The sequence below is a fragment of the Candidatus Accumulibacter sp. ACC012 genome, from assembly GCF_907163155.1.
In the GTDB taxonomy this organism is placed as follows: Bacteria; Pseudomonadota; Gammaproteobacteria; order Burkholderiales; family Rhodocyclaceae; genus Accumulibacter; species Accumulibacter delftensis.
Genome location: NZ_CAJQUC010000007.1, coordinates 142,038 through 167,977 on the forward strand (window position 1 = coordinate 142,038; position 25,940 = coordinate 167,977).

Here is a 25,940-nt window from a genome sequence, read left to right on the forward strand (position 1 = left end):
AGAGGTTTGGCCCTGTGCGTTGTCGGCGCGGCGGAGAAGCAGTGAGAGGATGGAACTGGATTGCCGCGTCGGCTGCGCCTCCTCGCAATGACGGGGGGTCGGTTGCCTGCTGTAGTTTCCACGCGCGCATGGCGACCCCTCCATTTTTCTGACTGGTCAGACCCTATTCCAGCCTGGCCGGGGAAGCAAGTAGCGCCGCGATCCCCTCAATCCCCCTGATCCCCTCCTCCACCCAGCCAAACCCGATCCTCTCCTGCTCCAGCCGCAGATTCTTGCCCAGCCGGTTATCGCGCAGGTCATCGTAAAGCGCACGCTCTTCCTCATTCAGCCGTGGCAGCTCGCGCAGCGTCTGCTTGTCCTCCTCGCCCCACTGCGTTGCAAAAGCCTGCAGCGTCGCGCGGTCCATGAGGAAGGAATCAACGTGCGCAAAGTGCGCGCGCAGCTGGTCGAGGATGGCGAAGCCGTGGGTGTCGATGTCGCCCCAGTAGTGGATGCGACAGCGCGAGAGCCATTGCGCCTGTGCCAGCATCTCGAAGCCGTAGCCGGCACCGAAGAGGATCAGGCTGTCGCTCACGGCCGGGAAAGCGAGGAAGTTGATTTCGTTCTCGGTGATGAAGACGCGGGCGACGCCGGGGGCTAGGCGGGCGAAACTGGCGGCGTCGAGAGTGATGTCGTCGCCGAAGGCGACGGGCAGGCGCGAGTGCGCCGGGTCGAGAATTCTGAAACGGATGCGTACCGGCTTGTCACGGAAACCGTAACGGCGGGCGAAGCCGCTCACACCCGTGGCCGAGGCTTCTATCGCCGCCGCAGGCAGAACGAGATCCAGCCACTCGGCGAGCAGGCCGCGATGCGCTTCGATGAACTTGCTATGCACGCCGGGAATGTCCACCTGGCGCAGATAGACGCCCGGCCTGGGCGCCTGCTGCGCACGCTCCGCCACCCAGGCGACGATGGCCAGCAGGCGGCTCCATTCGCCGGCCAGTTCGAGCGCGCGCAGCGGGCGCTTTGCCAACCAGGCCAGCAGTTGCGGCTGGCGCTGGCGGGTCAGCTCCACCAGCGCATTGAAACGCGCGACGTCGCGGCGCTTGCCGATCAACGCCAGTGCGTCGTCGAGACTGTCCACCCACGCCTCGTTCGGCACGGCGTTGGCGCCGAAGACGCGATGGCGGAATTCGCGCATCTCGATGCGGCAGTGGGGCATGACGCGCAGTTCGGCGACCCAGGCGCGCACGGCGTCGAAGCGCTCGGCCATTTCCCCCGAGGTCGGTCCCTTGAGGAGCAGCCGGCGCGGAAACAGCGGCTCGCCGCTGACCAGACTGGCGAGCACGTCGCCGCGGTCCCAGAGTTTCTGCACCTGCGCCCGCAGCCCGGCCGGCCGCGTCCAGCTCACGCGGTCGCCCTCGCCTTCTCTGCGCGGTATTCCTCGATCGACAGGTTGCGCAGTTTCGAGGTGCGTCCTTCTTCGTTATGCACGAAGCCGACGCTGGCGACGAAGGGTTCGATGATGTGGATTTTCTGCAGCGGGGTGACGATCAGCAGTTGCAGGTTGAGCTGCGCGAAGAGGCGCAGGCCGTATTGGGCGGATTCGTCGGAGCCGCGCCCGAAAGCTTCGTCGATGACCACGAAGCGGAAAGTGCGCGAGCGTACGGCGCCCCATTCGAGGCCGAACTGGTAGGCCAGGCTGGCAGCGAGGATGGTATAGGCCAGCTTCTCTTTCTGGCCGCCCGACTTGCCGCCGGAATCCGAGTAGTGCTCGTGCTCGCTGTCGTCCTCGCGCCAGCGCTCGCTGGCGGCGAAGACGAACCAGTAGCGGACGTCGGTGACCTTGGCCGTCCAGCGGCGGTCCTGCTCGGAGAGTCCCTCGCGACCGCGCAGACGCTCGATGATGTGCTTGACCTGCAGGAACTTGGCTTCCGAATACTGGGCGTCGTCCGAGCCGGTGATGCTGCCTTCGGTGCAGGCGCGCAGCTCGCTCTGGAAATCGCGGATGTCGGCGTCGGGCGTGGCCTGCGCTTCGAGGGCGATGTAGCGGCCGGTGTTGTAGTCGATCTGCGTCAGCGAGCCGTTGATGCGCGTGATGCGCTCCCTGATCGTCTCGCGCCACATCGCCAGCTGGGCGTTGAAGTTGGCCACTTCGCGGATGGTGTTCTCGTTGAGCAGTTCCTTGAAGCGCAGCTCGAAGCGCGGCAGGTCGTCGGCCTGCAGCTTGTCGAGCATCAGGCGGTATTCGCCGACGGCCTCGATGGCGACATCGACTTCCTGGGTATCGAGCGGAAATGCGCTGCAGTAGGCACGCATGGCGTCGATGATCTTGTCGCGCAGCCGCTTCAGCTTGCCGTCCTCGTTTTCGATGCGGCCCTGCAGCCATTGGCGCACATCGTGTTCGCGATTCTCGCAGGACTCGACGCTCAGCTGGTGTTCGCCGAGCGCTTCGCTGCGTATCGCATCGAGACGCTCGAAGTAGGTACTTGGCGGCGGCTGCGCCGCCGTGTCCTTGGCGATCACCGCCAGGGTGTCGCTACGCAAGGCCTCGGCGGCTTCGCGCTTGGCCTGCGTGGCGCCCAGCTCGCGCGTCCTGGCGGCCAGGGCGGCCTCGCTGTCGGCAAGCACGCCCTGCAGTTGCTGCAGGCGTGCGGTCAGGTTCTGCAGGACGTCCGAGGTCGTTTCCAGCAAGCGCTTCTCGTCCTGCAGGCGTGCCACTTCGGTGGCCGATGATTGCCAGTCGAGTTCGCTGAATTCGCTGAAGTCGCCGTACTCGCCGAGTTTCGAGAGCGCCGTCAGGCGCTCCTTGAGCGCCTTCTGCTCGCCCATGATCCTGCCGATGCGGCTGCCGAGTTCGCCGAGCCGCGTTTCGAGTTGCCGGGCGTTGGCTTCCAGGGCGCTGATCTTGGCGGCGTTGCTCCAGCCGAGGACGTAGCGACTGCGGTCGTCGAGGCGATGGCGGTCGTCTTTCTCGTGGCGCTCGCCGGGCGCCTTGATCTGGCCGGCACGGGTGATCGCTTTCGTCTCGCGGCGAAACTGCTCGTGGGTGGCGCAGCAGGCAACGTCGAAACGCTGCGCCAGCTCGCGTTCCAACCAGTCGTAGTACGGCGAGTCGGGCTTGACCGCCAGCTTGCGCACCAGCGAGTCGCGATGCAGGCTGGGCAGGTCGCCGGGCGCAGTCTTGTTCCTGGTCTTGCGCACGCGGAAATAGACCAGCCGCCCGCGCAGATGGGTGCGATCGACCCACTCGGCGACTGGCGTGTAATCCTCGTCGGGAATCAGCAGCGACAGGCCGAAGTTGTGCAGCAGGCGTTCGCCGGCCCCTTCCCAGTCGCGCTCGTCGTCGCGCACCTGCAGCAGCTCCCCGGCAAAAGGCATCGTCTCTTCGGCGAAGCCAAGCGCCTGGCACAGCGCGCTGCGCATCGCCACCTGCGCGGCCGGGACGTTGCTGCGCCGGGCCTTGAGGCTGTTGATCTCGGCCATCAGCTCATCGTGCTCCTGCTTGCCCTGGCGCAAGCTGACACTCAACTCGGTGAGCTCGTTCTGCAAGCTTGCATCGCGCTCGCGCGCGGCTTCGGCCAGCACGGCGAAGCGCTGGCACTGGTCGAGAAAACTGGCTTCGTCAGACGCGGCCTGCTCGCCAATGGCGCCGAGCAGCTCGCCGTAGCGCTGTGCCTTGCGCGCTCGCGCCTGGCGCTCCAGTTCGAGGCGATGAATGTCGGCCGCCAGGCGCTCGAGCCGATCGCCGCCGTTCTCGGCGATGCTGCGCTTGAGCTCGCCCTCCTCGGCGCGCTGCGCCAGGCGTTGCTCGTCGATGCGCCTGAGCTGCGCGTCCTGCCGCCGCCAGTCTTCAGCCAGGCCGGCCAGCCGCTTGTCGAGCAGGCCGAGCTTGAGGCCGGCGAAATAGGCTTTGAGCGCTTCGCGACAGGCGCGCATGTCCTCGATCTGCGCCGCCAGCAGCGCATGCCGCCCGCCGTCGGCCACCAGCGGCGCGAGCAGCGCCACCTGCCGCTTCGCCTTGAGGACGGCTTCATGGGCGCGGTTGAGGTCGTCGAAGTGGCCGATCAAGGCCGTGATTCGTGGCCCGACATCGAAAGGCTCGAGCATGTGGCTGCGCACGAAGTCGGTCAGGTTGCCGACCGATTTCATCGACACCGTCTGGTGGAAGAGGTCCAGCGCCTGCTCGTTGTCGATCCCGAAACGGCGCCGGAACCAGGCGCCGTAGGGCGGAAAGCTGTCGAAGACTTCGGCCAGCGGCTTCCGCAGCCGCTTGCGCAGCGCGGCGATGTCCGCGCCGAAGTTCGCAAAATCGCCGGCAATCGACAGCTCGCGTTCGGCGGCGACGAAGAAGCGTGCCGGCTGCCCCTGCGCATCCTTGATCCAGAACACCTGCGCCAGCGTCACCGTCTGGTCGTAGCCGGCGTTATGAAACACGCCGAGGATCACCGAATAGTTGTTGTGGTCGCGCAGCGCCACCGGTCGCGCCGTGCCGCTGACTTCGTTGCGCTCGGACTTGTAGTGGCCGAGGACGTAGGAGCGCAAGGTCCGCTCGCGACTGTCGGCACCAGCGGCCTTGTTGTAGGCGATGCGCTGCGCCGGCACCAGCAGGGTGGTCACCGCATCGACCAGCGTCGACTTTCCCGACCCGATGTCGCCGGTGAGCAGCGAGTTCTGACCGCCCGGGTTGAGCGTCCACACGCGCGCGTCGAAAGTGCCCCAGTTGAAGACTTCCAGGCGCTGCAGGCGAAAACCGGAAAGCGTGTCGTCGGCGACGAAATCCAGCCCGAGGCTCTGCGGCTCATTCATCGGTGGCCGCCTTGGTCTTTGTACTCTTCGTACTATTCTTCGTGCCCTTTCCCGCGCCGCCACTCTCCCCCGCCAATAGCGAGCGGTAGCTGCCGAGACGCTGATCGAATTCGGCCAGCCACTGCGCGTCGACGAAGGACTTGAGAATTCGCCGCACCTCGAAAGTCGCGGCCTGGCCCGTCTGCACTTTCAGGCGGCGCACGAAGCCGAGCTCGACGACCTTGCCGAGATAGAAGTCGATCTGGTCGATCAGGCGCGCTTCGTTACTGCCTTCGTGCAGGAAAACGCGCAGCAGCTCGACGACCTCGTCGCGCGAGAACACCAGCCGCGTGTCGCCGCCGCCAGCATCGAACTCGGCCAGCTTCTTGCGCAGCAGCGCCAGCAGCAGGCTGACCGGAAACGACAGCGGACGCCGCGCAACCAACCGCGGCAGCCGGACCCCCTCGCCATCCTCGGGCTGCGGACGCGAGCGCAGGAAGGCATAGCCCTCGGCCTCGTCGAGCACCAGTTCGAGGTCGAGCACGGCCACGTAATCACGCACCCGCGGCTGCAGATTGAGCAGCGCATTCCACAAGGCCGCGTCCGCCTCCTGATAGAGCACGCCCTTGAGCAGGGGAATGACCAGAGCGGAGAGGTCGGGGCTCTCCGGGGTGGACGTCGCTGCGACCGAGCCATCTAGGTCGAGTTGTGCTTCCAGGTCGTCTTCCGCTGCTGCCACCATGCTTCCCTCACCAACATCACCGGCGACAGCCGCGCCTACTTCTCGTTTACTTCTCGTGCACTTTTTGATTGCCTCGCGACACCATCACTGGCGACTTGCAGGCTTGCCACCCGCTCCACCTGCTCATCAAGGTAAACCGGCAAGCGGACAACCGCATCGGAAGCGTAGAACTTGCCACGCACGCCCTTGCTGAAATCGTAATGATCTTTCATCCGGCCAGCTCCGCTAAAACCCCTTTGGCAGGGCTGAGGATACCACGCGCCAGCACGCTCCCGTCGCCCGGCGGCAAGGCGTTAATGTGAAAGTCGCGCAAGCGACTCACGAAACTCCCGTCTCCCCTTGCGGGAGAAGGGTCAGGGGAAGAGGGTAACGGTCATGACTTTCATGATTTGGGGTGTCTCCACGTGTCATGACCGTTAATGTGAAAGTCGCGCAAGCGACTCACGAAACTCCCTTCTCCCCTTGCGGGAGAAGGGGCAGGGGAAGAGGGTAACGGTCATGACTTTCATGATCGGGTGTATCTCGACAAGTCATGACCGTTAGCCGCTGACAAAGATCACCCGCGCCAGCCGCGCCTGCTTCGAGAACTCCTTGCCGTCGGGCCCCGCACCACGCCAGACGATCAGCTCGCTGACGTCTTCGTCGATCACGCTCTTGAAGCTGTCACCGGCGAGTTGCAGGTAGGCGACCAGCTCGGCAAGGCCGTGTTCGAGCGGACGCGTTGCGCAGAGCTCGCGCAGGGTCACCTGCGAGCGGCCCTGCAAAGCCTGGCGAATGTGCCGGGCGAGCTGCGCGCGGTCGACGACCACTTGCGAGAACAGCACTGCGGCGTCGACGTCTTCATCGCCGGCCTCGATCGCCAGGTCGGCGATCGACGGCTTGATCGGTGGCGTGTACAGCGGTCGCTCCATGGGCAGCTCGATGGCCGCAGCGGTGTCGGCGATGCTCATCACGTCGTTTGCCGGCGGCGGTGTCTCGCGCACGGCGAGAGCCTTGGCTTCGATGCCGTGCAGGATGTCCATGATGCGGCGGTTTTCCAGCCAGGCCTGGTCGTCGAGGAAACGGCGCAACTGCTGTGACAGCTGGGCGACGGTGCGCTGCGTGTGCTCGCCGGCTTCGAGCCAGTCGTAGTGCACTCGGCGCGTGCGTGCGTCGGGCCGCAGTTCAGCCACTGCGGGCAGGGTCAGCACCCGTTCGAGCAAGGCCGAGAGTTCCTCCTGGCGGCTGCTCGACATCAGGAAATCCCAGAAGGCGCGGAAGCTGCGACCCTGGTCGGAGTCGGAAATGGCGTCGCGCTCGCCCATGATCTCTTCGAGCAGGGCGCCCTTGGCGCCTTCCCAGAGCGCGATGCGCTCGCGCACGCGGCGGTCGAGGCCGCGGAAATTGTGCTCGACTTCGCGAAAGTCGGTGAGCAGCTCGCGCGCCATGGCGACGAACTGCTGGAAGCGGTCGCGCAGGGCGCTGTCGTCGAGCATCGGCATGTCGCCCGACAGCACGCGCGCGATCTCGGCGTCGATGTCGTCGCGGCGGCGCTGCAACTCGGCGATGCGCGTCTGCGGGTCGGTCTCGCTGCCTTCGCTCATCTGCTTGAGCAACTCGAAGAGGGTCAGCAGGCGCGACTCGGTACCAACGAAACTGCGCGCGGCGAGCGTGTCGAGCCAGGCGATGGCCTTCTCGGTGGCCGGCGTGAGGTCGAAGTGCGGTTCGTCCGAGCCCTGCGCGTAGAACTTGCGCAACCAGCCCTTGTCGTTGGCCGCCCAGTCGTTGAGGTAGTCGAGCGCCGCTTTCGGGAACAGCTCGGCGCCGCAGCGATCGCGTAGCGCGAACAGCTCGTCCTCCAGGGCTTCGGCCAGATCCGCCTGCGCCATTACCCGCACATTCGGCACGACGAACACGCGCTGCAGAAAACTCGCCACCAGCGGGGCATGATCCGAGCGCAGCAGCCGCCAGGCCGGATGATTCTGGCGCAGCAGATCGAGGGTGGCGTAGTCGAGGCTCATCTCTTCGCTCGGGTCATCGGTAAAGGCAGAAGGGGCATTGTCCGCAGGTCCGTGACCGACGGCAAGCGCCTGAATGTGAAAGTCGCGCCAAGCGACTCGCGAGGCTCCCTTCTCCCCCTGCGGGAGAAGGGCCTGGGGAAGAGGGAAACGGTCATGACTGGCATGATCAGGGGAGTCTCGACATGTCATGACCGTCGCGAGGAAGGTGTCCACCAGGCAGCGGCGATCACGGTCCGGCCACGCGCGGCGGCGACTATCATCGACATTTCCTCTCGCTGGCACTGGTAAAATTCGCCGCTCGATCATCCATGACACGATTCCGCCGCATGCACAAGCTCCAATCAATCATCGAATCCGGAACCTTCCAGAACTTCATCATCACGGTGATCGTGATCAACGCGATCACCATTGGTCTGGAAACCTGGCCCTCGGCAATAAACATCGCTGGCGGCCTGCTGTTCGTTGTCGACCGCGCGGCGCTGGCCATCTTCGTTGCCGAAATCCTTGCCAAGCTGGTGGTTTATCGCCTGCGTTTTTTCCGTGCAGGCTGGAACGTTTTTGACTTCCTGATCGTCGGCATCACCATCGCCCCCTTCGGCGAGGGGGCTTCGGTCTTGCGTGCGCTACGAATTCTGCGCGCCTTGCGGCTGGTGTCGGTGGTGCCGTCGATGCGCAAGGTAGTAGACGCCCTGCTCAAGGCAGTTCCGGGGATGGTCTCGGTATTGGCGCTGCTGCTGCTGGTCTTCTACGTCGCCGCCGTGATGAGCACCAAGCTGTTCGGCGACGCCTTCCCGGACTGGTTCGGCAGTATCGGCGCATCCTTCTACACCCTGTTCCAGGTGATGACCCTGGAATCGTGGTCGATGGGAATCGTGCGCCCGGTGATGGAGGTCTATCCGCAGGCCTGGCTGTTCTTCATCGTTTTCATCCTGCTCACCACTTTCGCCGTGCTCAACCTGTTCATCGCCATTGTCGTCGATGCGATGAGCGTCACCGGACACGCCGAGCAGGAAGAAACCCGCGAGCTGGTGGACAACGAGCACCACGAGGTGATGACCGAGATCCGCCGCCTTAACGATGAAGTGGTCGCGCTGCGCAGATCCCTGGAAAAGCGCTGCTGAAGCAGCCTCCGCTTCGGGGCCGAAGCAAATCTGGACCTCTCTACTTGCCGTCACGCTGAAAATGCCTGCCCGCACAACTAGCCATCCTGGCGCGTCTGATCGACCCAGATCAACTGCTCGACGTCGAGCCCCAGCCCCCTTGCCTGGCTGAGCAGGCGATCACGAACTTCCGTAGACAGGCGCTTGTCCCGAGCCAGTATCCAGAGATAGTCACGGCTCGGCCCGACGACCATCGCCCAGCGGTAGTGCTGCTGGTCCAGAGCGACGACATGGTAGCCACCGTAGAAGGGCCCGAAGAACGACACCTTGAGCGAGCCACGATTCGGATCACCCGTGAACAGGGCTCGCCCAACTGCCTGCTGCCAGTCCTTGCGCGCGCTATCGTAGCCGCGGTTGATCACTTCGACACTGCCATCCGGCTGCGCGCGATAGGTGGCACTGACATCGCTCAGCCCACGTTCAAACGAATGGTCAAGCCGCGCCAGCTCGAACCACTTCCCTTCGTAGCGCGTCAGATCGAAGGGCGTCACTGGGGTCATGCCGGCGGGTGGTGCTGTTGAACAGGCACCCAATCCAAACAGCAAAAGTAGCAACAGACCCGCCCGGCAATGGCGAGCGGCGGTTGGAAGCGGCAAGTAGCTCATCTCTAGAACCTCACTCTTAAATCGTTATTGTCCTGGACAATAATACACAAGAAGTGGCAACAAGGCGCTATATCGGCTACTATCTGGCTAGATATACATGCCACGTCCTAGGCACAATAAATTTCCTGTCAATCTACTGACTCCCGGGAACGCCCGGCGATGCGGTGATTGGCGCCTTCCACCGGGACATGCGCAGCATCGAGTAGGCCGCCTGATTGCCGCGGTTTTATCCTTCCCACCATCGGAGCCACCCAAATGCCGTATCGCCCCACCACCTCAGTCGTTGGCCTGACCGCGCTGATCGCAGTTGCACTCCTTGCCACCCCGGTTTTCGCGCAGGGCCTGCAGCCTGGCGAGGTGAGGGCTTCGGGATCGATCACCGGCATCAATCAATTCGACACCGACCTCGATCACAGTGGCAGTTTTGACTGGGCCGGGGTGCAAATCGGCGGCAACGTCACCCGTCAGTTCACGCCGCAGGTCGCTGCCGGCTTCAGCCTGCGCTACGACTATCAGGACTGGAACTGGGACAAGCCAGCGGCCTTCGGCGGCCAGGCGCCGTGGTCGCGACTGAACGCGCCGCTGGTCGGCCTGAATCTCTCCTACGCCATCGCTCCCGACTGGCGACTGGGCTTCAACCCAAGTGTCGAGTGGAGCGGCGAATCCGGCGCCAAAGCCAGCGACTCGCTGAACTACGGCGCGCTGCTCACCGCCACCCGGACTTTCTCTCCGGATCTCGTGCTCGGCTTCGGCCTGGGCGTCTTTCGCCAGATCGACGAAAACAAGGTTTTTCCCTTCGTGCTCGTCAACTGGAAGATCAGCGACCGTCTGCGTCTGGGCAACCCGCTACAGGCAGGACCGGCAGGCGGCGCTGGACTGGAGCTCGCCTACGCGCTTTCCGAGCGCTGGGAAATCGGCGGTGGCGGCTCCTACCGCTCGTACCGCTTTCGTCTGAAAGAAGACGGTGCGGTGCCCGGCGGGATTGGCGAAAACCGCTTCATTCCACTCTTCGCGCGGCTCTCGTACAGCTTCGACAAAGCGACCCGCGCCGACTTCTATGCGGCGGGATTCGTCAACGGCAAGCTGACGGTCAGTAACTCCGGCGGCCACGACGTCTATAGCGACGAGTACAACAGCGCACCGGCGATCGGGCTTACCGTCTCCCACCGCTTCTGAGCGGTTTGGCAGAACCTCGCTGGTGGGCAGAATGGAATCGGTTGCGACTCCCTATGCCCTAAGCGCAGGCGCTTCAGCCGAACGGTCGCACGCCAAACAGCCAGGCGTGCGCCCAAAATGCAAACACTGCCCAGGCCACTGCCCCCACCGCCACCGTGACCACCGTGCCGGCCTGGGTGCCGGCCGGATAGACGGTGCCGGCAGCGCGATCGCGCTGCCTTGACGAGCGGAAATCGAGCACCGACCAGAGCAGCAAGCTGCCAAAGAGAAGCAGGTCAGCCAGCGTGTGGTTGGCCAGCAGGTGCGCCAGCGCCCAGACCTTGACGGCCAGCACCATGGGGTGGTGCACCCGTGCCTTGATGCCGTTTTGCGGCACGTAGGCAGCGACCAGCAGGATGAACGACGGCAGCATCAGGAGTGCCGCGAAGTGGCGCGTCCCGATCATCGGCGTCCACAGCAGCACGGGATCGAGCCGCGCCTGGCCATAACCCCAGACCAGCAGCCCGAAGCCGAACAGAGAGAGCAGCGAGTAGCCGCCTTTCCAGGCGTTCGCGCCGATGCGCGCACGCACCCCGCTGCGCCAGTCGTCGGCGAAGATGCGCACCGAATGCACACCGAGAAAGATCACCAGCCCTAGAATCAGTGCAGTCATGATGGTCCCATCGCCCCTTTTTCGGTCATCAGCAGAGGAAAGTATACCTTCGCCGCCGGCGACAAGGTGCTGTTGCCTTTGCTGATCACGGCGATATTGCCTCTGATCACCGGCCTCACCAGCGGGACGCGGCAAAGCCCGGGATGTGCGCCTTCGTCGCGGCCTTTGAATTCGTGCTCGAACGGGAGCAAGTGACCATCCTCAGCGAGAACCAAGGCGACTTCTGTCCAAGGACTTACTCGCTGGCTGTCCGCGAGAAGGGCAGCCAAACGCGGAAGCAGCTCCCCGCTCCAGGCTCGCTGCGCACCTCGATGCGGCCGCCGTGCCGACTGACGATTCCCCACGCCGACGACAGTCCGAGTCCGGTGCCGGCACCGATCGCTCGGGTGCTGTAGAAGGGGTCGAAAATGCGCTGTAGGTTCGCCGCCGCGATGCCCTGCCCGTTATCCTCGATTTCGATCCAGGCTTGATCGCCGAGTTGACCGCTGCGCAGGCAGATCTGCCCCGGTCTGGACAGGTCCAGCCACTGGATGGCATTGACCAGCAGGTTCATGAACGCCTGGCTGAGCTGACTCGGGCAGCAGTAGAGGGTGGGCAGCACACCATACTGACGAACGACCGCCACCTGCCGCAAGGCATGGCTGGCGACATTGAGCGCGCTTTCCAGGCAGGCGTGCAGGTCGGCGAGCTGCCATTCGGACTCGTCGATGCGCGAAAAATCCTTGAGGTCACTGACGATGCGCGCGACGCGCGCGACACCGGCGACCGACTCGGCGACCAGCACGGCCGCGTCAGCGCGGACGAAATCCAGATCGCAACGCAGGCACAAGGCCTGGACGCTCGCCAGCAGCGCGGCGTCGCGGGCAAGCAGCGCTTCGCCGGCCGCATAGGCATCGACGATAGCCAGCAGATCATCGACATAGCTGCCGAGCGTCGCCAGGTTGGCGCGCACGAAACCAATGGGGTTGTTGATCTCGTGCGCAACGCCGGCCGCCAGCTGGCCGACGGAGGCCAGCTGCGCGGACTGCACCAGATGCGCCTGCGCAGCCGCCAGCTCGTGCAGCAGGCGCTGCTGCTCGGCCTTTTCGGCGGCCAGCTGGCGATTCGCCCGCGCCAGCACGCGCTGCTGCTCGGCAAGCTCGTCGTTGAGGCTCAACACCGCCGCCAGCAGGCGTCGATTCTCGCCGACGTCGTGCTCGGCGAGCAGCGCCAGATGATCACCCTGGCGAAAGACCCTGGCCGGCAAAGAGTGCGGCTCGCCGCTTTGGTCAAGAAAAGTGAGCAGTCCCTGGTGCACGACTTCGCCGGGCGCTGCGCGCTGCACGCTGGCAACAAGTTCGGCGAAGGGCGGATTGCTGAAGTACTGGCCGACATCGTCCACGCCCGCGACGCTGCCGGACGAATGTTGCAGCAGAACGTAAAAGCCGTCGTTTGCCGAAATCACTCGTCCAGAGACGCTGATTTCGGCAAAGGCAACGGATTGCAGCGTCTGGAACAAAGCCTTGTGCACGTGCCGACGCTAAGCGCTCGGCAGCGCACTAGCCGCTGCTGCCGCGCCTAGCGCATCTTCGCCGAGCAACTCGGCACCGACGCTCTGCGCGAGTAGAGGAAACTGGTTGAAGACCAGGCCGCCGACCACCAGGCGCGGACCACCGGCGGCAAAACTCGTGCGTAGAGCGGCAAGTGCTTCACGCAGGCCGCGCAGCTGCTGTGGCAGTGACGCCGACAGGCCGACCAGATCGGGCTGCAGCTGCTTGATCTGGTCGATCAAGGCCGGCAGCGGTACGTTGGCGCCGAGGTAATGCACCGTCCAGCCCGACATTTCGAAAGCGTCGGCGACCATCCGCAGACCGACACTGTGCCGATTCCCCGCCGGGCACGCGAAGAGCGCCTTGCGGCCATTGTCGGCGGCCGGTTCGACGCGTGCGAAGCCCTGCGCCATCAAGCTTTGGGCCATCGCCGTGGCGAGATGCTCCTGGGCCACGGACACGCGGTTCTGCTGCCACCCGCGACCAACTTCGTAGAGCGCCGGCTGGATGACATGAATTTCAGCTGCCGGCAGCGAGCCCTGGCGGTCGAGGGCACGGTTGAACAGGGCCGACGCTTCGCGCCGCTGGCCGGCGAGCACGGCCTTGCGAAAGGGATCGGCTTCTTCCCAGGAGTCGGGACAAGGGCGGTCGTAGGACGGTGCCGGAAGGCCACCATCCAGCGCCGTCCGAGCGGCGGTCAGCGCGGCGACCACCGGCGCAGCCGCGCCGGCCAATCGCCCGGCGAAGAACGCCGCCAGGTCGTCGAGCGAGCGCGGCAGCGAATCGCCGGCAATGCCGCGCGACGAAAGAACTTGCGCCAACCAGCCGAGATAAGCGGTGAACGACGACAAATCACCAGTCTCCAGCGCCGGCCGCAGGAAGTCGAGGTGAAAAGCGATGTCCTCAGGGTGGATTTGTCCTCTCAGGCAACGCACGGGCAATCAAGCAGTTAGTTCGTCCCCCTGGACATCCGCGCAGAAAGCCCGTATAAATGGCACATGGAAGGCGTTGTGTGTGCATTGCGTGTTCGCTTGGTGAGGAAGAGCGAAGAGGCTCGCTATCGAGAATTGATGGCAGAGCATCACTACTTGGGCGATCTGGCGAAGATCGGGCACACGCTCTGGTACGTGGCTACGCACGGCGAAGAGTGGGCGGCCTTGCTGAGTTTCTCCGCGGCGGCCTGGAAATGCGGCGTTCGTGACCGCTGGATTGGCTGGGACTATCGGCATCAGTACGATCGCCTGGGCCTGGTCGCCAACAACAGTCGCTTTCTGATCCTTCCCGACTGGCATTACGCCAATCTTGGCTCCAAGGTGCTCTCGCTCTGTGAGCGACGGCTCGCAGAGGACTGGCAGGCCCATTTCGGGAAACCGCTGTTACTGCTGGAGACCTTTGTGGATCCGTCGCGCTTCCAGGGGACCGTCTATCGGGCCGCGAACTGGGCGCCTCTGGGGCTGACCCAAGGCTTTCGCCGGACCCGAGAAGGCTACAGCGCCCACCCTGCGTCGCCCAAAGTCGTCTTCGTTCGCCCATTGCAGGCCGATGCTCGCGCCCAACTTTCCCGTTCGATACTCAACCCCCGCTATCGTATAGGAGCGCCAAGGATGATGCTCACCGCCGAACAGATGCGCACTCTCCCCGATTTCTTCGCTGACATCGCCGATCCGCGTCGCGCGCAAGGCAGGCGCCACCCCCTTCCTGCCGTTCTGGCCATCGCCACCGCGGCGGTGTTGTGCGGAATGCGTGGCTACAAGGCCATCGCCGGTTGGGCACAAGACCTCAAACCCAAAGCGCGCGAACGCTTCCGCTGTCGCCGCGAGCAGGGAATTTACCGCGTACCGAGTGAGTTCATCATCCGTGACGTCCTGATCCGCGTCGATCCCACGGCACTCGACCAAGCGTATCAGCAGTGGAACAAGGCCTACGCTCAAGAGGATCCCAGCCTTGCCGTCGACGGCAAGACCATGCGCAATGCCCATGACGAGAACGGGCAGCAAACGCACATCATGAGCGTGGTCGGGCATCAGACCGGCGTGTGCCACACCCAAAAAAAGTCGGAACTTTGCCCGTAAATGGCGGGGAAGAGCTCAAGCAAACCAATGAAATCGGGATGTTCATGCCCCTGCTCGATGCGATCGAAATTCAGGGCAAGGACATCACCGCCGACGCGCTGCTGACACAGCGCAAGCTGGCAACCTACTTGGTGGAGCGCAAGGCGCACTACCATTTCACGGCCAAAGGCAATCAGCCAACACTGGAAGCCGACATCGCAGTCCTGTTCCAGAATCGCAAGGCGCCAGACTACGTGGCAATTTCGCCACCTGACCATGGTCGGATCGAAACCCGGCGCATTTGGTGTAGCGACGCCCTCAACGCGTATCTCGATTTCCCGCATGTGGGCCAGGTGTTCTTGATCGAGCGCGAGGTGGTGCACAAGAAGAGTGGCAAGCGTACGCTCGAAACCGCTCTCGGTGTCACCAGTCGCCCTCCAGAACAGGCCAGCCCGCAGCGCCTCCTCGCCATCAATCGCGGCCATTGGTCGATTGAAAACCGTTGTCACTACGTCATTGACTGGAATTACGACGAAGACCGCAGCCGGATTCGCACCGGTCACGGTCCCGAGAATATGTCACGCCTGCGCCGCTTCGCCGTCGGCATCCTCCACCACTTCGCCGATGGCAAAACCAGCCTTGCCGAGAAAATGCGCCGCCTCAACCGTAACATCCGCTTGGTCTTCGACTATCTGCGCATGACCAAGAACTCTACCGGCCACGTCTCGCCTTGAGTTCAGTGCGAGAACAAATTTACCGTGGCGATGTCCTCGGCGCAAGCTTCATGCGCCCGCGGACCGCGTCTGGTGAAGAAGTCTGGCCAGGCGGCCAGGCTTGCGGCCGTGGCATGGGCAATTGCTTCGTCGCGCAGGGCGAGGAAGCGTTCGAGAGTTTCGCCATCGCAGTGGTAACAACTACTAGTTGTCATCCCGCTGTCCTGGTTTGGTGGCAACGGCGGCCGATCATTCGGCGATCCGCTGGCGGCGACGGATCTCGGTGCGACCGGGAATCAGCTTCAATCCCTTGGGCATGCCGCCATGCGAATCATGGTAGGCATGGCTGTGATGCCAGGCGTCGAAAGCACCCTCGCCCAGCCACCAGGTCATCAGCCAGAACTCTTCGGGATGGCCTTGCGGGAGTAACACTTCCATGCGCACGAAACCGGCCACCGCATCGACCCGGTGCGGACGCGCGACAAAAGCTGCGCGCACCGCCTCCTCCATCGCGTTGGCAACGGCAAAACGGCTCAGGGCGACAAACATCGCCTTCTCCTCGTGCGTGGTTAATACTCGATCAGGACTTGTCTTCGGCAAAGCGTTCCTTCCAGGCGCGCAATTCGCCAGCCATAGCGCGTTTGTGTTCGTCACCCCATCCATCAAGCAACGGGATAATCGGGCGGCGTCAGCCAGCTTACACCCAAAGCAATTGCACGCCGTAACGGTGGCGAACGGAGCTATGCACAGCATAGGCTTTCAGATTAATGCACGGTGCACACACCATGCACGGCTCGAACGAGCGCACGACATGCTGCACGGCGAGCAGTGCACTTTCACACTCAGCCACCGGCAGCCCGACCAGCGCCTGTTCGAGCGCCCCGGGAACACTCGTAGGCGCCAGTAAACGCGCCACGCTTGTAGCCGAAAAGTTCGGCTACAAGCAACTGGTCGGGAAGCGCGCCGCAGTTCTCGGCGACGAAAGCCTGGTCGGCCCGCCGGCTGCAGTAGTGGATGGCGCGGGCCAGCATTTCCTTGCCGGTGCCCGATTCACCGCTGATCAGCACCGAGAGGTCGAAAGGGACGATTTTTTTTCGATCAGCGCGCAGACACCATTGAGCGGGCTGTCCGGGCTGCGGATCAGTTCGTCGAGACCGAACTCGCGTTTGACGCGCTGGCTTTTCGCCTCGACGCGACGACCAGTACCGTCGGCAGCTTCGGCTGCGGAGTGGTGCTCACCACGGCACGCGCCAGCCGAGATCGCGATGAATCGCCAGATGGCGTGGCGTCCACGAGGCCGGCGTCTTGTGCACGAAATGGTAGCGGGCAACGTGGTAACTGGGATCGAAGCCGTAGAAATTGCGTTGCAGCTGGGCGAGTTCCGCGGCGCGATAGCTGGCCAGCGGCTGCAGCGCCTCATCGGCGTGACGTTGCGCGCGCTTGGCCTGCAGGCGCGCGGCCAGCGCGGGAGCCGCAGCCAGTTCGGCCGCACGCCGCGCGACGTCAACGCGAAACGCTTCCGCATCGCCCGCCAGGCAGGCATCCACGAAACCGGCGGCGACGCCGGCAGTGGCGCTCATCGGCAGGCGATTGTGCATGATCGCCTGCGCAGCTTCGATGCCCACCCGTGCCGGCAGCAGGTAGGTCCAGTACTCCGAGCCGTAGAGGTTGCCCATGTTGCGGTAGTGCGGATTGAGCAACACGCCGGCACGTGCCCAGACGAGATCGGCGGCGCGCGCCAGGAAGCAGCCACCGGCGCCGCAATTGCCTTGCAGCGCGGCGATGGTCAGCTGCTTCTCGTTCGCAATGATCGCTTCGGCGAGGTCGTCGATGGCGTTGATGTTGGCCCACGATTCGTCGGCCGGCGATGCGGCGGCTTCGATGCTGTGCAAATGGATGCCATTCGACCAGTAGTCGCGGCCGCCCATCAGGACGATGACGCTGACCGGCCGCCGCTGCGCCCACTGCCAGGCAGAAAGCAGGCGCCGGCATTGGCGGCTGCTCATGGCGCCATTGTAGAAGTCGAAATGCAGGAAGCCGACCGACCCGGCCTCTTCGTAGCGGATGTCCTGCCAGGTTCTGCCGGCCGCCGCGAAGTTGCTGCTTGTGCCGGCCAGCGGGGCTTCCGGGATAGCCGCCAGTTGCGCGGCGAAAACCTGCGTGGCAGGCAGTTTGAAAGGCTTGGCGTCAGCTTTGGCGCTGCCCTCCTCCTCGCGGCGCACATGCCCGATCCACAGCGCGCCGTCCACCGTCGCGCGCAGGATCGCCGTTTCCCGCCAGGCGATCACTTCACCCGGTGCACCGCCACGCAGCCTGTCTTCGGGCCAGGCGTCGAACAGCCGGCACGGCTCGCCGAAAAGCTGATCGGCGACGCCGGGAAAACCATCGGCGGCGTTGAGCCGAGCCAGGATAGTCTCACTGTCGTCGCGCTGCCAGTCGATGGCGCGATCGCCCTGGCGCAACAGGGGGCGCGCCCGGCCGCGCACGCCCGCAGCAGCAGGATCGAGCGGCGTGGGCACGAAATTTCCGGCAGCAAAACGCTCGACCGCGCGCAGCACGGCGCAGCTCGCGGCCTCGGTCACCTCGTGGCGGTAGAGGCTGGACTTCCTGGCGACGCGCATCGGGAAGTATTCGCTGGCCCAGATCGGGCCAGCGTCGAGTTCGCCAGTCGCCTGCAGGACGGTCACCCCCCAGGCCGGCTCGCCGTCCTGGATCGCCCAGTCGAGCGCTGATGGACCACGATCACCGATGATGCCAGGATGCACGATCAGGCAGCAGTGCTGCTCCCAGATCGACGCCGGGATCGGCCGGCGCAGGTAGGGGGCGACGATCAGCTCGGGGCGAAACAGCGCCACAGCTTCTTCGGCGACCGAGTCGGCGATGTCGAACTCGACCGACAAGCGATGACCACGCGCCGCCAGTTCGCTGTACAGGCGCTGGCTGAGACTGTTGAAGGCATGGCAAAGGATCAGGATGCGCATCCGTGCCCCGCTCAGCAGATGCGCGGCAACTGCTCGCCGGTCAGCCAGTCGACGATGCGCCGACCGCCGAAAGCGGTGGTCATCTGCACGAAATGCTGCGCGTCGGCATGCACCCTGCCGATCAGCGCCGCGCGCTGGCCGAGGGGATGGGCACGCATCGCCGCCAGCAGCCGGTCGGTGTCTTCCGGCGCGACGATCGCCAGCAGCTTGCCTTCATTGGCCACGTAGAGCGGATCGAGACCGAGAAACTCGCAGGCCGCGGCAACTTCGGCCTGCACCGGCAGCGCACTTTCCTGGAGCATCATGCCGACGCCGGATTGGCGGGCGATCTCGTTGAGCGTCGTCGCCACGCCGCCGCGCGTCGGGTCGCGCAGCGTGCGGATCGCCGCGCCACTGGCGCGCATGGCGGCGATCAGGCCATGCAGCGCGGCGGTGTCGGAAACGATGGATGCGGCGAAGCCGAGGCCCTCGCGCTGCGCCATGATCGCCATGCCGTGCTCGCCAATGCTGCCGGAAACGATGATCTGGTCGCCGGCGCGCGCGCGGTCGCCCGAGAAATCCTCGCCGTCGGCCACGACGCCGACGCCCGTGGTGGTGATGTACACGCCGTCACCGGCCCCTTTCTGAACCACTTTGGTGTCGCCGGTGACCACCGGCACCCCGGCCTCGCTGGCGGCGCGCGCCATCGACTCGACGATGCGCACCAGGTCGGCGAGCGGCAAGCCCTCTTCGAGGATGAAGCCGGCGGCGAGATAAAGCGGCGTCGCACCGAGGACGGCGACGTCGTTGATCGTGCCATTGATCGACAGGCAACCAATATCGCCGCCGGGGAAGAAGAGCGGCGAAACGACGTGCCCGTCGGTGGACATCACCAGCCGGCCCGGCGGTATGGGCATCACCGCGCCGTCGTTGCGCTGGCCGAGAAAGTCGTTGCCGAGATGTTTGGCGAACAGCTCCTCGATCAGCTGTGCCATCGCCCGGCCACCGCTGCCGTGCGTCATGTCGACCGCCCCGTGGCGCAGGTCGAGCGGCCGCACGTAGCCCTTGCGCACGCCGTTCATGGGGCCACCACGAAGCCAGGAGTTTCAGAAACCGCGGCGACATCAACAAAGCGGCCAAAGGAATAGTGCGCGGCGCAGGCGCCTTCGGATGACACCATGCACGCGCCGACCGGGTTTTCCGGGGTACACACGCTGCCGAAGATGCGGCAGTCCTGAGGCCGCTTGACGCCGCGCAAAACGGCGCCGCACTCGCACGCCGGATGGTCTTCGACCGCCTGATAGGCCACCGCGAAGCGGCGCTCGGCGTCGAATTCCGCGAACTCCTGGCGAATGCGCAGCGCGCTATAGGGCAGCTCGCCGAGGCCGCGCCAGGCAAACGAGCGCCGCAATTCAAAGACTTCGCAGACCAGTTGCTGCGCCTTGCGGTTGCCGTCGCGGCTGACGGCGCGCGAGAACTCGTTCTCGACCAGCGCCTGGCCGGCGTTGACCTGCTTGATAAGCATCAGGATCGCCTGCATCACGTCGAGGGGCTCGAAGCCGGCGATGACCACCGGCTTGCGGTACTCCTCGGCAAAGAATTCGTAGGGGCGGGTGCCGATGATCGTCGACACGTGTGCCGGCCCGATGAAGCCGTCGAGAGGCAGCGTGCCCCAACGGCGGACTTCCGGCGCTTCGAGAATGCTGGCGATCGCCGACGGCGTCAGCACGTGGCAGCAGAGAACCGAGAAATTGCGCAGGCCGAGCGCCTGCGCCTGCTTGATGAGCAGCGCGGTCGGCGGTGTCGTGGTTTCGAAGCCGATGGCGAAAAAGACCACCTGCCGCTCGGGATGCCGCTGCGCCAGTGCCAGGGCGTCGGCGGGCGAATAGATCATGCGAATCCCGCCGCCCGCAGCCGTGCTCCCCGCAGTCTCCACACTCCCCACTCCCCGGCCCAGCTTGGCTTTCGCCTTGATCAGCGACAGGCTAGCGGAGGCCGGCACACGCATCGGGTCGCCGTAGCTGCAGAGGGTGACACCGGCCTCGAGGGCAAGGCGAATCGCCATGTCGATGCGCCCGATCGGCAGCACGCAGACCGGACAGCCGGGGCCATGAATCAGACGCACCGAGGGCGGCAGCAGATCAGAGAGCCCATAGCGGGCGATGGCGTGCGTGTGCCCGCCGCAGAACTCCATGAACGAGTAGCCGCGATCTGCGCGCGCCGCCTGCCTGATCGCCGCGGCCAGACCGCGGCCCAGCTCACCGTCTCGAAATTCGTCAATGAACCTCATCGGCCGGCGCTTTTGCTGGCCGAGCGCCCTTCATGCGACCCCTTCATGCGCACCCCCTCCGCTTTTACCCTCGCTTCTTTCGGCCCTCAGACGACCGTTCGTGTTGCCTCCCGACGGTCATGACATGCCGAGATACGCCAAAATGATGAAAGTCATGACCGCCCCCCTCTTTCCCGGCCCTTCTCCCGCGGGGGGAGAAGGGAGGTTCGTCAGTCGCTTGCGCGACTTTCACGGTAACGCGCAGCTTCACCCAACTCGGCAAACAAGGCCAGGGTCTTTTCGGCTTCTTCGGGATCGAGCCGGGTCAGCGCGTAGCCGACGTGCACGATGACGTAGTCGCCGACGGCCACGTCTTCGACCAGCGCCAGCGAGATCTCCTTGCCAACCCCGGCAACGTCGATCAGCGCCTGCTCACCGGCACGCAGCTCGACGATCCGACAAGGCAAGGCCAAACACATCGGCGGCGCCCCCCCTAGCGACCGGCCAGGTGCTGCAAGGCAACCCACGCCTGACCGACGCTCAAGCCGCCGTCGTTGGGCGGCACCTGGCGCGCTTCGACGAGGCGCATCCCCTGCGCACTCAAGCGCGTGCGCAGACCGCTAACCAGCACCTGGTTGAGGAAACAGCCGCCACTGCCGACCACCGCTTCTTCACCCGGAACCAGCACGCGCAGCCAATCGCCGAGCGCGGCAATCAGCGTTGCGTGAAAGAGTGCAGCACCGCGCTCGGGGTTCTTTTCATCGGCCAGCGCGGCCAGCAAGGGCAGCAGATCGAGCCGCCCCTGGAAAACCTTCCAGCCCAAATCCAGGGGCAGGACCTCACCGTAGCGCTGCGCCAGGCCCTCGAGCAACATCGCCGCCTGGCCTTCGTAAGCCATCACCGCCTTGATCCCGAGCAGACCGGCAGCAGCATCGAAGATCCGCCCCATGCTCGATGTCGGCGGACAGTTGACATTGGCGGCCAGCATCTGTGCCACAGCCGGCGCCGCTTGCTGCCCGGGAAAGCGCTCGGCGATCTCGTTCGCCCGGCCGAGTCGATGCAGTACTGCGGCGGCCATTCGCCAGGGCTCGCTGGCGGCGCGGTCACCGCCCGGGAGCGCCAGCGGTGCCAAAGAACCCAGGCGCTCGAACTTGTCGCCATCGACGCGCAATAATTCGCCACCCCAGGCCGCACCATCCGTACCGACACCGACGCCGTCCAGCGACAAGGCCAGCGCTTTGCCCTGCATGCCGTGTTCAGCGAGAACGGCCGCGGCATGCGCATGATGGTGTTGTACACCGAGCAGCGGCAGGCAACGTTGTTCGGCGAAGGCAGCGGCGAAGCGGGTCGAGTGAAAATCCGGATGCAGATCGTGTGCGACGATCGCCGGTTCGACACCCAGCAGTTTCACCATCTGCGCGACGTTCTCCTCGAGAAAATCGCAGACCGCGGCGTTGTCGAGATCGCCAATATGTTGCGAAACGAAAGCCTCATTGCCACGCGTGACACAGATGGTGTTCTTGAACCAGCCGCCAACGGCCAGCACCGACGGACCGGAAATAGGCAATTTGATCGCCCGCGGCGTGTAACCACGTGCCCGCCGGATGAACTGCAGGCCACCACTAGTAATGCGCGCGACGCTGTCGTCGCAACGGCTGACGATGTCGCGATCATGCATCAGGAAAGCGTCGGCAATGCCGTAGAGGCGCAACAGGGCTTCATTGTTGCCGACCACCAGCGGCTCGCCGCCAGGGTTGGCGCTGGTCATCACCAGGGCCAGATCCTGCGCCCTGTCGAGCCATCCCAGGCCCGGCGGACGATTTGCCGCTTCGTGAAAGAGCAGGAATTGCAGCGGCGTGTAAGGCAGCATCACCCCCAGCCAGCTCAGCCCTGGCGCCACCCCGGGCAAGGCCGCGTCGCAGTTGCCGCGCTTCTTGATCAGGATCGCCGGACGCGTCGGCAGGGTCAGCAATCCCGGCTCGCCGATTCCCATTTGCACGAACCTGGCGGCCGAAGCGGCGTTGGCGAGCATGACCACGAAGGGCTTCTCGTCACGCTGCTTGCGCTCGCGCAGGAGCGCTACGGCAACGGCATTGCGGGCATCGCAAGCCAGATGAAAGCCGCCCAGACCCTTGATGGCGACAATCTTCCCAGCACGTAGAAGGGCCAGCGTCGCGGCCAGCGGGTCGCCCGGCAGCGGCTGCGCCTCGGCATCGACCAGGCGCAGCTGCGGACCACACTTTGGACAGCAATTGGCCTCGGCGTGAAAACGCCGATCCTCGGGCTTGCGGTATTCGTGCTGGCACTTCGGGCACATGACAAAAGGCTTGAGGCTGGTACGTACCCGGTCGTAGGGCAGGCCGCGGCTGATGGTGTAGCGCGGCCCACAATTGGTGCAGTTGGAAAAAGCGTAGCGCCAGCGCCGGTTGCTGGGTTCGAAGGTCTCGGCCAGGCAATCACGGCAGACCGCCGTATCGTGCCCGATCATCGTCCCCACCCGGCCACTGCGGCTGTCAATGATCACGAAGTTCCGGCCATCGTGTGCTGCCGGCGCCGCATCACGGGCGACCACGGCACTGATTCGGGCCAGTGGCGGCGCTTCGCGCTCCAGTCGGGTGATGAGACTTTGCACCTGCTCAGCCGCACCGCAGACCTCGATTTCGACCCCGCGCGAGTCGTTGCGAACCCAGCCGCCAAGGCCAAGCTCGCGAGCCAGACGCCAGACGAAGGGGCGAAAACCGACGCCCTGAACAACGCCGCTGACGCGGATGTTCTGGCAAACCATGTTCTCGGTCATGTCAGCCTCCGGCAGCAGCAGCGGCTTGCACTTCAAGCTCGACAATGCGGCGCCGCAGCGCGGCCATCGTCCCCTGTTTCTTCTCCTGCCGCGCCGTGCAGCCAGCAATCAGCCAGGCCAGCCACTGCTCCAGCCCCTCCCCGGTGGTCGCCGAAACCTCGATCACCTGCAACTGCGGATTGATCTGCCTGGCGTAAGCGATGGCTCGCTCGACGCTGAAAGAGACGTGCGGCAGGAGATCGATCTTGTTGAGCAACATCAGCGAGGCGGCGGCGAACATGCCGGAATATTTCAGCGGCTTGTCTTCGCCCTCGGTCACTGAAAGGATGACCACCTTGTGTGCCTCGCCAAGATCAAAGGCCGCCGGGCAAACGAGGTTGCCGACATTTTCGATAAGCAGCAGCGAATCATCGGCCGGTGCCAACTCGTCCACCGCGTGGCCAACCATGTGCGCGTCCAGATGACAGCCCTTGCCGGTGTTGATCTGCACCGCCGGCGCGCCGCTGGCGCGGATCCGTTCGGCATCGTGGCTGCTCTGCTGGTCGCCCTCGATCACCGCAATCGGCAGTTTCGACCGTTTTGCGTGCAGCGCCGCAATCGTCCGGCATAGCAGGCTGGTCTTTCCCGAACCCGGACTGGACACCAGATTCAGAGCGAAGATGCCCTGGTCGTCGAAACGCCGCCGATTCTGCGCCGCGTAGGCGTTGTTCTTGGCCAGGATGTCGCGCTCGATCTGTACCATCCGCGAGGCTGTCCTTGCCTCTGCTGCCACCTCTTCGTCGGCGCGGAGGCGGCCATGCGGGTGCGCGTGGTGGTGCGCGTGGCCAGTGCTGCCATGCGCCGGTGCGCGGTGCTCGCCGTCAGCGGCCAGCGCAACATAGCTCATACGACGCTGAGCGCCGCCACCGCCCAGCGCCGTTGACCGCGGCGGCGCGTGTCCGCGTGCTGCCTGCTGAACCTCTTCCTGCCCGGGCACTACCCTACCGGCAACGCGAGTCTCCCCGGTACCGCAACCGCAAGTGGTACACATCTGCTGTCTCCTCATTATTATTCGACCTCCAGCTCCTTGACCCGCATCTCGGTCCCGCCGGTTGCTTGAACCGGGTAACCGCCGCAGGCTGGGCAGGGGTCGTAACGGGCCGCAAGGGGCACCGTCTGATGGCAATTAAAACATAAACCTTCACCAGCCACTTCCACCACCTTCAGAACAGCTCCCTCGGCCAGCGTGCCGCGAATCACGGCCTCGAAACAGAAACGCATCGCTTCCGGTTCAACGGCCGCGAGTTCGCCGATTTCAAGGAACACGGTTTTCACGCGCTGGAAGTGCTGTTCAAACGCGGCCTCTTCGACAATCTGCAGAACGCCCATGGCCAGCGACATCTCATGCATCCTTGACCGTCACCGCGAAGGGCACACAGGGTTCGAGCGCCAAGGCCTGCCGGGCGAGCACACCGGTTTCGGCCGCCTCACCGGAGAATGTGGTTTGTTCGGCAAAACCGTCATCGCCGAAGTACGACCCGCAGTCGGCGGCCGACAAGCACAGACGCGCCGCGACATCCTGCGCAAAGCGGCAAAGACTGAACAAGCAGGGAATGAATTCGAGAACGCGAGAACGCGCGCAAACGAAAAGCCGCGCAGTGCACGCGCTGCCATTGGCCGCGTAGAAGCGACCCCGGCAGCAAGAATTTGTCTGCCATTCCACGTCAGAGCCAGCTGCAGAACACCCTGTTCCACCGTCACCCTCCCGGAAAGTCCCATCCGACAATAGCAAAAGCCTTTGAATCGATTTTGATTTCGGTCAATCCGCGGCTAAACTGCCGCCTTCACAATACGGCCTCGCCGGCCCTCGCCTTTTTCCAGGATTTCCCTCTGCATGCTTGAAGCTTCGAATCTGGAATGCGTACGCGGTGAGCGCAGCCTCTTCGCCGGCGTCGGCTTTCGGCTTGATGGCGGCGAGATGCTCTACGTGCAGGGAAAAAACGGCTCCGGCAAGACCAGCCTGCTGCGCATGCTCTGCGCCCTGACGCCGGCGGCCAGCGGCGAGATCCGCTGGCGTGGCGGCCCGATCGGCAAGCTCGGCGAGGAGTTTCGCAGCGAACTGTGCTACCTCGGCCACCAGAATGCGATCAAGGAAGAACTGACGCCGCTGGAGAACCTGCTGTCGTCGGCCAGGCTGGCGCAGGAAGCGCTTGACGAGGACGCAGCGCTCGACGCACTGGCCCTGGTCGGTCTGCGCGGCCGCGAGGATCTGGCCTGCCGCTATCTTTCGCAAGGCCAGAAACGGCGCGCTGCGCTGGCCCGCCTGGTCAACGAAAAGCGTGCACTATGGGTCCTCGACGAACCCTACGTGGCGCTCGACCCGGTCGCCGTCGAACTCGTCGCCGGACTGATCGGCGCCCATTTACAGGCCGGTGGGCTGGCAGTGCTGACCACTCACCAGGCAGTCACCGTGCCGGCAGGCGCGGTACGTGAACTCTGGCTTGGCGATAGCGATGCCACGCAGCGCTCGCAGTAGTTAA

Annotated in this window: 25 protein-coding genes and 2 pseudogenes; 5 read left to right on the forward strand and 22 right to left on the reverse strand. The window is 64.6% G+C overall.

All coding sequences use genetic code 11. The annotated features are described in order from the left end of the window. Positions 1 to 163: 163 nt before the first annotated feature. The 5 genes from QZ648_RS09315 to QZ648_RS09335 form a co-directional block, all read right to left on the reverse strand. Positions 164 to 1,390: a Wadjet anti-phage system protein JetD domain-containing protein gene (locus QZ648_RS09315; RefSeq protein ID WP_291996826.1), complete on the reverse strand. Its 1,227-nt coding sequence runs from the start codon at positions 1,388 to 1,390 to the stop codon at positions 164 to 166. Continuing rightward, a complete protein-coding gene (locus QZ648_RS09320) occupies positions 1,387 to 4,788 on the reverse strand; it encodes an ATP-binding protein (protein WP_291996827.1) in 3,402 nt (1,133 codons plus the stop codon). The genes QZ648_RS09315 and QZ648_RS09320 overlap by 4 nt, the downstream gene beginning before the upstream one ends. Beyond that, entirely contained in the window at positions 4,781 to 5,509 is a 729-nt protein-coding gene (locus QZ648_RS09325; RefSeq protein ID WP_291996828.1) for a DUF4194 domain-containing protein, read from the reverse strand. The genes QZ648_RS09320 and QZ648_RS09325 overlap by 8 nt, the downstream gene beginning before the upstream one ends. Before the next feature lie 35 nt (positions 5,510 to 5,544). Then, on the reverse strand, positions 5,545 to 5,721 hold the full coding sequence (locus QZ648_RS09330) for a hypothetical protein (protein ID WP_169067794.1): 177 nt from the start codon (positions 5,719 to 5,721) through the stop codon (positions 5,545 to 5,547). A 327-nt stretch (positions 5,722 to 6,048) separates the two neighbouring features. Continuing rightward, positions 6,049 to 7,509, reverse strand: coding sequence for a DUF3375 domain-containing protein (locus tag QZ648_RS09335; protein WP_169065325.1), 1,461 nt, complete (start codon positions 7,507 to 7,509; stop codon positions 6,049 to 6,051). Between the two features lie 326 nt (positions 7,510 to 7,835). On the opposite strand from QZ648_RS09335, the gene QZ648_RS09340 reads away from it, so the two are divergent. Next, a complete protein-coding gene (locus QZ648_RS09340) occupies positions 7,836 to 8,630 on the forward strand; it encodes an ion transporter (protein WP_291996829.1) in 795 nt (264 codons plus the stop codon). Positions 8,631 to 8,707: 77 nt separating this feature from the next. Here the strand turns inward: QZ648_RS09340 and QZ648_RS09345 are convergent, their stop codons facing one another. Further along, the gene (locus tag QZ648_RS09345) at positions 8,708 to 9,274 is read right to left on the reverse strand and encodes a lipocalin family protein (protein ID WP_291996830.1); all 567 of its coding nucleotides are present in this window, start codon (positions 9,272 to 9,274) and stop codon (positions 8,708 to 8,710) included. A 255-nt stretch (positions 9,275 to 9,529) separates the two neighbouring features. On the opposite strand from QZ648_RS09345, the gene QZ648_RS09350 reads away from it, so the two are divergent. Continuing rightward, on the forward strand, positions 9,530 to 10,450 hold the full coding sequence (locus QZ648_RS09350; RefSeq protein WP_291996831.1) for a hypothetical protein: 921 nt from the start codon (positions 9,530 to 9,532) through the stop codon (positions 10,448 to 10,450). Between the two features lie 73 nt (positions 10,451 to 10,523). Here the strand turns inward: QZ648_RS09350 and QZ648_RS09355 are convergent, their stop codons facing one another. Genes QZ648_RS09355 through QZ648_RS09370 form a run of 4 tightly spaced genes read right to left on the reverse strand, consistent with a single transcriptional unit; the run spans position 10,524 to position 13,566 of the window. Further along, on the reverse strand, positions 10,524 to 11,102 hold the full coding sequence (locus QZ648_RS09355; RefSeq protein WP_169065322.1) for an NnrU family protein: 579 nt from the start codon (positions 11,100 to 11,102) through the stop codon (positions 10,524 to 10,526). Continuing rightward, positions 11,099 to 11,293 (reverse strand): hypothetical protein, encoded by a 195-nt coding sequence (locus QZ648_RS09360; RefSeq protein ID WP_169065321.1) that lies wholly within the window; start codon positions 11,291 to 11,293, stop codon positions 11,099 to 11,101. The genes QZ648_RS09355 and QZ648_RS09360 overlap by 4 nt, the downstream gene beginning before the upstream one ends. Before the next feature lie 44 nt (positions 11,294 to 11,337). Continuing rightward, on the reverse strand, positions 11,338 to 12,612 hold the full coding sequence (locus tag QZ648_RS09365) for an ATP-binding protein (RefSeq protein WP_291996832.1): 1,275 nt from the start codon (positions 12,610 to 12,612) through the stop codon (positions 11,338 to 11,340). Positions 12,613 to 12,621: 9 nt separating this feature from the next. Further along, positions 12,622 to 13,566 carry a cobalamin-dependent protein gene (locus tag QZ648_RS09370; RefSeq protein ID WP_291996833.1) on the reverse strand — a complete coding sequence of 315 codons (945 nt, stop codon included), beginning with the start codon at positions 13,564 to 13,566 and terminating at the stop codon, positions 12,622 to 12,624. A gap of 135 nt (positions 13,567 to 13,701) precedes the next feature. Here QZ648_RS09370 and QZ648_RS09375 point away from each other — a divergent pair, with 135 nt between their 5' ends. Further along, on the forward strand, positions 13,702 to 14,703 hold the full coding sequence (locus QZ648_RS09375) for a Druantia anti-phage system protein DruA (protein WP_291996091.1): 1,002 nt from the start codon (positions 13,702 to 13,704) through the stop codon (positions 14,701 to 14,703). Between the two features lie 38 nt (positions 14,704 to 14,741). After that, on the forward strand, positions 14,742 to 15,416 hold the full coding sequence (locus QZ648_RS09380) for an ISAs1 family transposase (RefSeq protein WP_291996092.1): 675 nt from the start codon (positions 14,742 to 14,744) through the stop codon (positions 15,414 to 15,416). Between the two features lie 2 nt (positions 15,417 to 15,418). On the opposite strand, the gene QZ648_RS09385 is transcribed toward QZ648_RS09380, so the two are convergent. The 12 genes and pseudogenes from QZ648_RS09385 to QZ648_RS09440 form a co-directional block, all read right to left on the reverse strand. Further along, the gene (locus QZ648_RS09385) at positions 15,419 to 15,610 is read right to left on the reverse strand and encodes a hypothetical protein (RefSeq protein ID WP_291996834.1); all 192 of its coding nucleotides are present in this window, start codon (positions 15,608 to 15,610) and stop codon (positions 15,419 to 15,421) included. Positions 15,611 to 15,644: 34 nt separating this feature from the next. Further along, positions 15,645 to 15,944: an antibiotic biosynthesis monooxygenase gene (locus tag QZ648_RS09390; protein ID WP_291996835.1), complete on the reverse strand. Its 300-nt coding sequence runs from the start codon at positions 15,942 to 15,944 to the stop codon at positions 15,645 to 15,647. A gap of 229 nt (positions 15,945 to 16,173) precedes the next feature. Continuing rightward, positions 16,174 to 16,284, reverse strand: a pseudogene (locus QZ648_RS09395) (nickel-dependent hydrogenase large subunit); the annotation flags it as partial. A gap of 1 nt (position 16,285) precedes the next feature. Beyond that, positions 16,286 to 16,578: pseudogene (locus QZ648_RS09400) on the reverse strand (sigma 54-interacting transcriptional regulator); the annotation flags it as partial. Positions 16,579 to 16,630: 52 nt separating this feature from the next. Beyond that, positions 16,631 to 18,376 (reverse strand): hydrogenase maturation protein, encoded by a 1,746-nt coding sequence (locus QZ648_RS09405; protein ID WP_291996836.1) that lies wholly within the window; start codon positions 18,374 to 18,376, stop codon positions 16,631 to 16,633. 11 nt (positions 18,377 to 18,387) lie between these two features. Then, the gene (gene hypE / locus QZ648_RS09410; RefSeq protein ID WP_169065317.1) at positions 18,388 to 19,437 is read right to left on the reverse strand and encodes a hydrogenase expression/formation protein HypE; all 1,050 of its coding nucleotides are present in this window, start codon (positions 19,435 to 19,437) and stop codon (positions 18,388 to 18,390) included. Beyond that, positions 19,434 to 20,645, reverse strand: coding sequence for a hydrogenase formation protein HypD (gene hypD / locus QZ648_RS09415; RefSeq protein ID WP_291996837.1), 1,212 nt, complete (start codon positions 20,643 to 20,645; stop codon positions 19,434 to 19,436). Before hypD ends, hypE begins: the two co-directional genes overlap by 4 nt. A 209-nt stretch (positions 20,646 to 20,854) precedes the next feature. Then, positions 20,855 to 21,103: a HypC/HybG/HupF family hydrogenase formation chaperone gene (locus tag QZ648_RS09420; protein ID WP_169065315.1), complete on the reverse strand. Its 249-nt coding sequence runs from the start codon at positions 21,101 to 21,103 to the stop codon at positions 20,855 to 20,857. A 14-nt stretch (positions 21,104 to 21,117) separates the two neighbouring features. Further along, on the reverse strand, positions 21,118 to 23,421 hold the full coding sequence (gene hypF / locus QZ648_RS09425) for a carbamoyltransferase HypF (RefSeq protein WP_169065314.1): 2,304 nt from the start codon (positions 23,419 to 23,421) through the stop codon (positions 21,118 to 21,120). Between the two features lies 1 nt (position 23,422). After that, positions 23,423 to 24,451, reverse strand: coding sequence for a hydrogenase nickel incorporation protein HypB (gene hypB, locus QZ648_RS09430; protein WP_291996838.1), 1,029 nt, complete (start codon positions 24,449 to 24,451; stop codon positions 23,423 to 23,425). Between the two features lie 17 nt (positions 24,452 to 24,468). Next, positions 24,469 to 24,810: a hydrogenase maturation nickel metallochaperone HypA gene (gene hypA, locus QZ648_RS09435; RefSeq protein WP_169065312.1), complete on the reverse strand. Its 342-nt coding sequence runs from the start codon at positions 24,808 to 24,810 to the stop codon at positions 24,469 to 24,471. Next, on the reverse strand, positions 24,803 to 24,958 hold the full coding sequence (locus tag QZ648_RS09440) for a hypothetical protein (protein WP_169065311.1): 156 nt from the start codon (positions 24,956 to 24,958) through the stop codon (positions 24,803 to 24,805). The genes hypA and QZ648_RS09440 overlap by 8 nt, the downstream gene beginning before the upstream one ends. Before the next feature lie 336 nt (positions 24,959 to 25,294). Between QZ648_RS09440 and ccmA the strand changes: the two genes are divergently transcribed. Next, the gene (ccmA, locus tag QZ648_RS09445) at positions 25,295 to 25,936 is read left to right on the forward strand and encodes a cytochrome c biogenesis heme-transporting ATPase CcmA (RefSeq protein WP_169065310.1); all 642 of its coding nucleotides are present in this window, start codon (positions 25,295 to 25,297) and stop codon (positions 25,934 to 25,936) included. Positions 25,937 to 25,940: the final 4 nt, after the last annotated feature.

Bases quoted from the DNA above. Each gene is read 5' to 3' on its own strand.
- QZ648_RS09320 (WP_291996827.1), bottom strand. From the start codon at position 4,788: ATGAATGAGCCGCAGAGCCTCGGGCTGGATTTCGTCGCCGACGACACG.
- QZ648_RS09325 (WP_291996828.1), bottom strand. From the start codon at position 5,509: ATGGTGGCAGCAGCGGAAGACGACCTGGAAGCACAACTCGACCTAGAT.
- QZ648_RS09330 (WP_169067794.1), bottom strand. From the start codon at position 5,721: ATGAAAGATCATTACGATTTCAGCAAGGGCGTGCGTGGCAAGTTCTAC.
- QZ648_RS09335 (WP_169065325.1), bottom strand. From the start codon at position 7,509: ATGAGCCTCGACTACGCCACCCTCGATCTGCTGCGCCAGAATCATCCG.
- QZ648_RS09340 (WP_291996829.1), top strand. From the start codon at position 7,836: ATGCACAAGCTCCAATCAATCATCGAATCCGGAACCTTCCAGAACTTC.
- QZ648_RS09345 (WP_291996830.1), bottom strand. From the start codon at position 9,274: ATGAGCTACTTGCCGCTTCCAACCGCCGCTCGCCATTGCCGGGCGGGT.
- QZ648_RS09350 (WP_291996831.1), top strand. From the start codon at position 9,530: ATGCCGTATCGCCCCACCACCTCAGTCGTTGGCCTGACCGCGCTGATC.
- QZ648_RS09355 (WP_169065322.1), bottom strand. From the start codon at position 11,102: ATGACTGCACTGATTCTAGGGCTGGTGATCTTTCTCGGTGTGCATTCG.
- QZ648_RS09375 (WP_291996091.1), top strand. From the start codon at position 13,702: ATGGCAGAGCATCACTACTTGGGCGATCTGGCGAAGATCGGGCACACG.
- QZ648_RS09380 (WP_291996092.1), top strand. From the start codon at position 14,742: ATGTTCATGCCCCTGCTCGATGCGATCGAAATTCAGGGCAAGGACATC.
- QZ648_RS09385 (WP_291996834.1), bottom strand. From the start codon at position 15,610: ATGACAACTAGTAGTTGTTACCACTGCGATGGCGAAACTCTCGAACGC.
- QZ648_RS09390 (WP_291996835.1), bottom strand. From the start codon at position 15,944: ATGTTTGTCGCCCTGAGCCGTTTTGCCGTTGCCAACGCGATGGAGGAG.
- QZ648_RS09405 (WP_291996836.1), bottom strand. From the start codon at position 18,376: ATGCGCATCCTGATCCTTTGCCATGCCTTCAACAGTCTCAGCCAGCGC.
- hypE (WP_169065317.1), bottom strand. From the start codon at position 19,437: ATGAACGGCGTGCGCAAGGGCTACGTGCGGCCGCTCGACCTGCGCCAC.
- hypD (WP_291996837.1), bottom strand. From the start codon at position 20,645: ATGAGGTTCATTGACGAATTTCGAGACGGTGAGCTGGGCCGCGGTCTG.
- QZ648_RS09420 (WP_169065315.1), bottom strand. From the start codon at position 21,103: ATGTGTTTGGCCTTGCCTTGTCGGATCGTCGAGCTGCGTGCCGGTGAG.
- hypF (WP_169065314.1), bottom strand. From the start codon at position 23,421: ATGACCGAGAACATGGTTTGCCAGAACATCCGCGTCAGCGGCGTTGTT.
- hypB (WP_291996838.1), bottom strand. From the start codon at position 24,451: ATGTGTACCACTTGCGGTTGCGGTACCGGGGAGACTCGCGTTGCCGGT.
- hypA (WP_169065312.1), bottom strand. From the start codon at position 24,810: ATGCATGAGATGTCGCTGGCCATGGGCGTTCTGCAGATTGTCGAAGAG.
- ccmA (WP_169065310.1), top strand. From the start codon at position 25,295: ATGCTTGAAGCTTCGAATCTGGAATGCGTACGCGGTGAGCGCAGCCTC.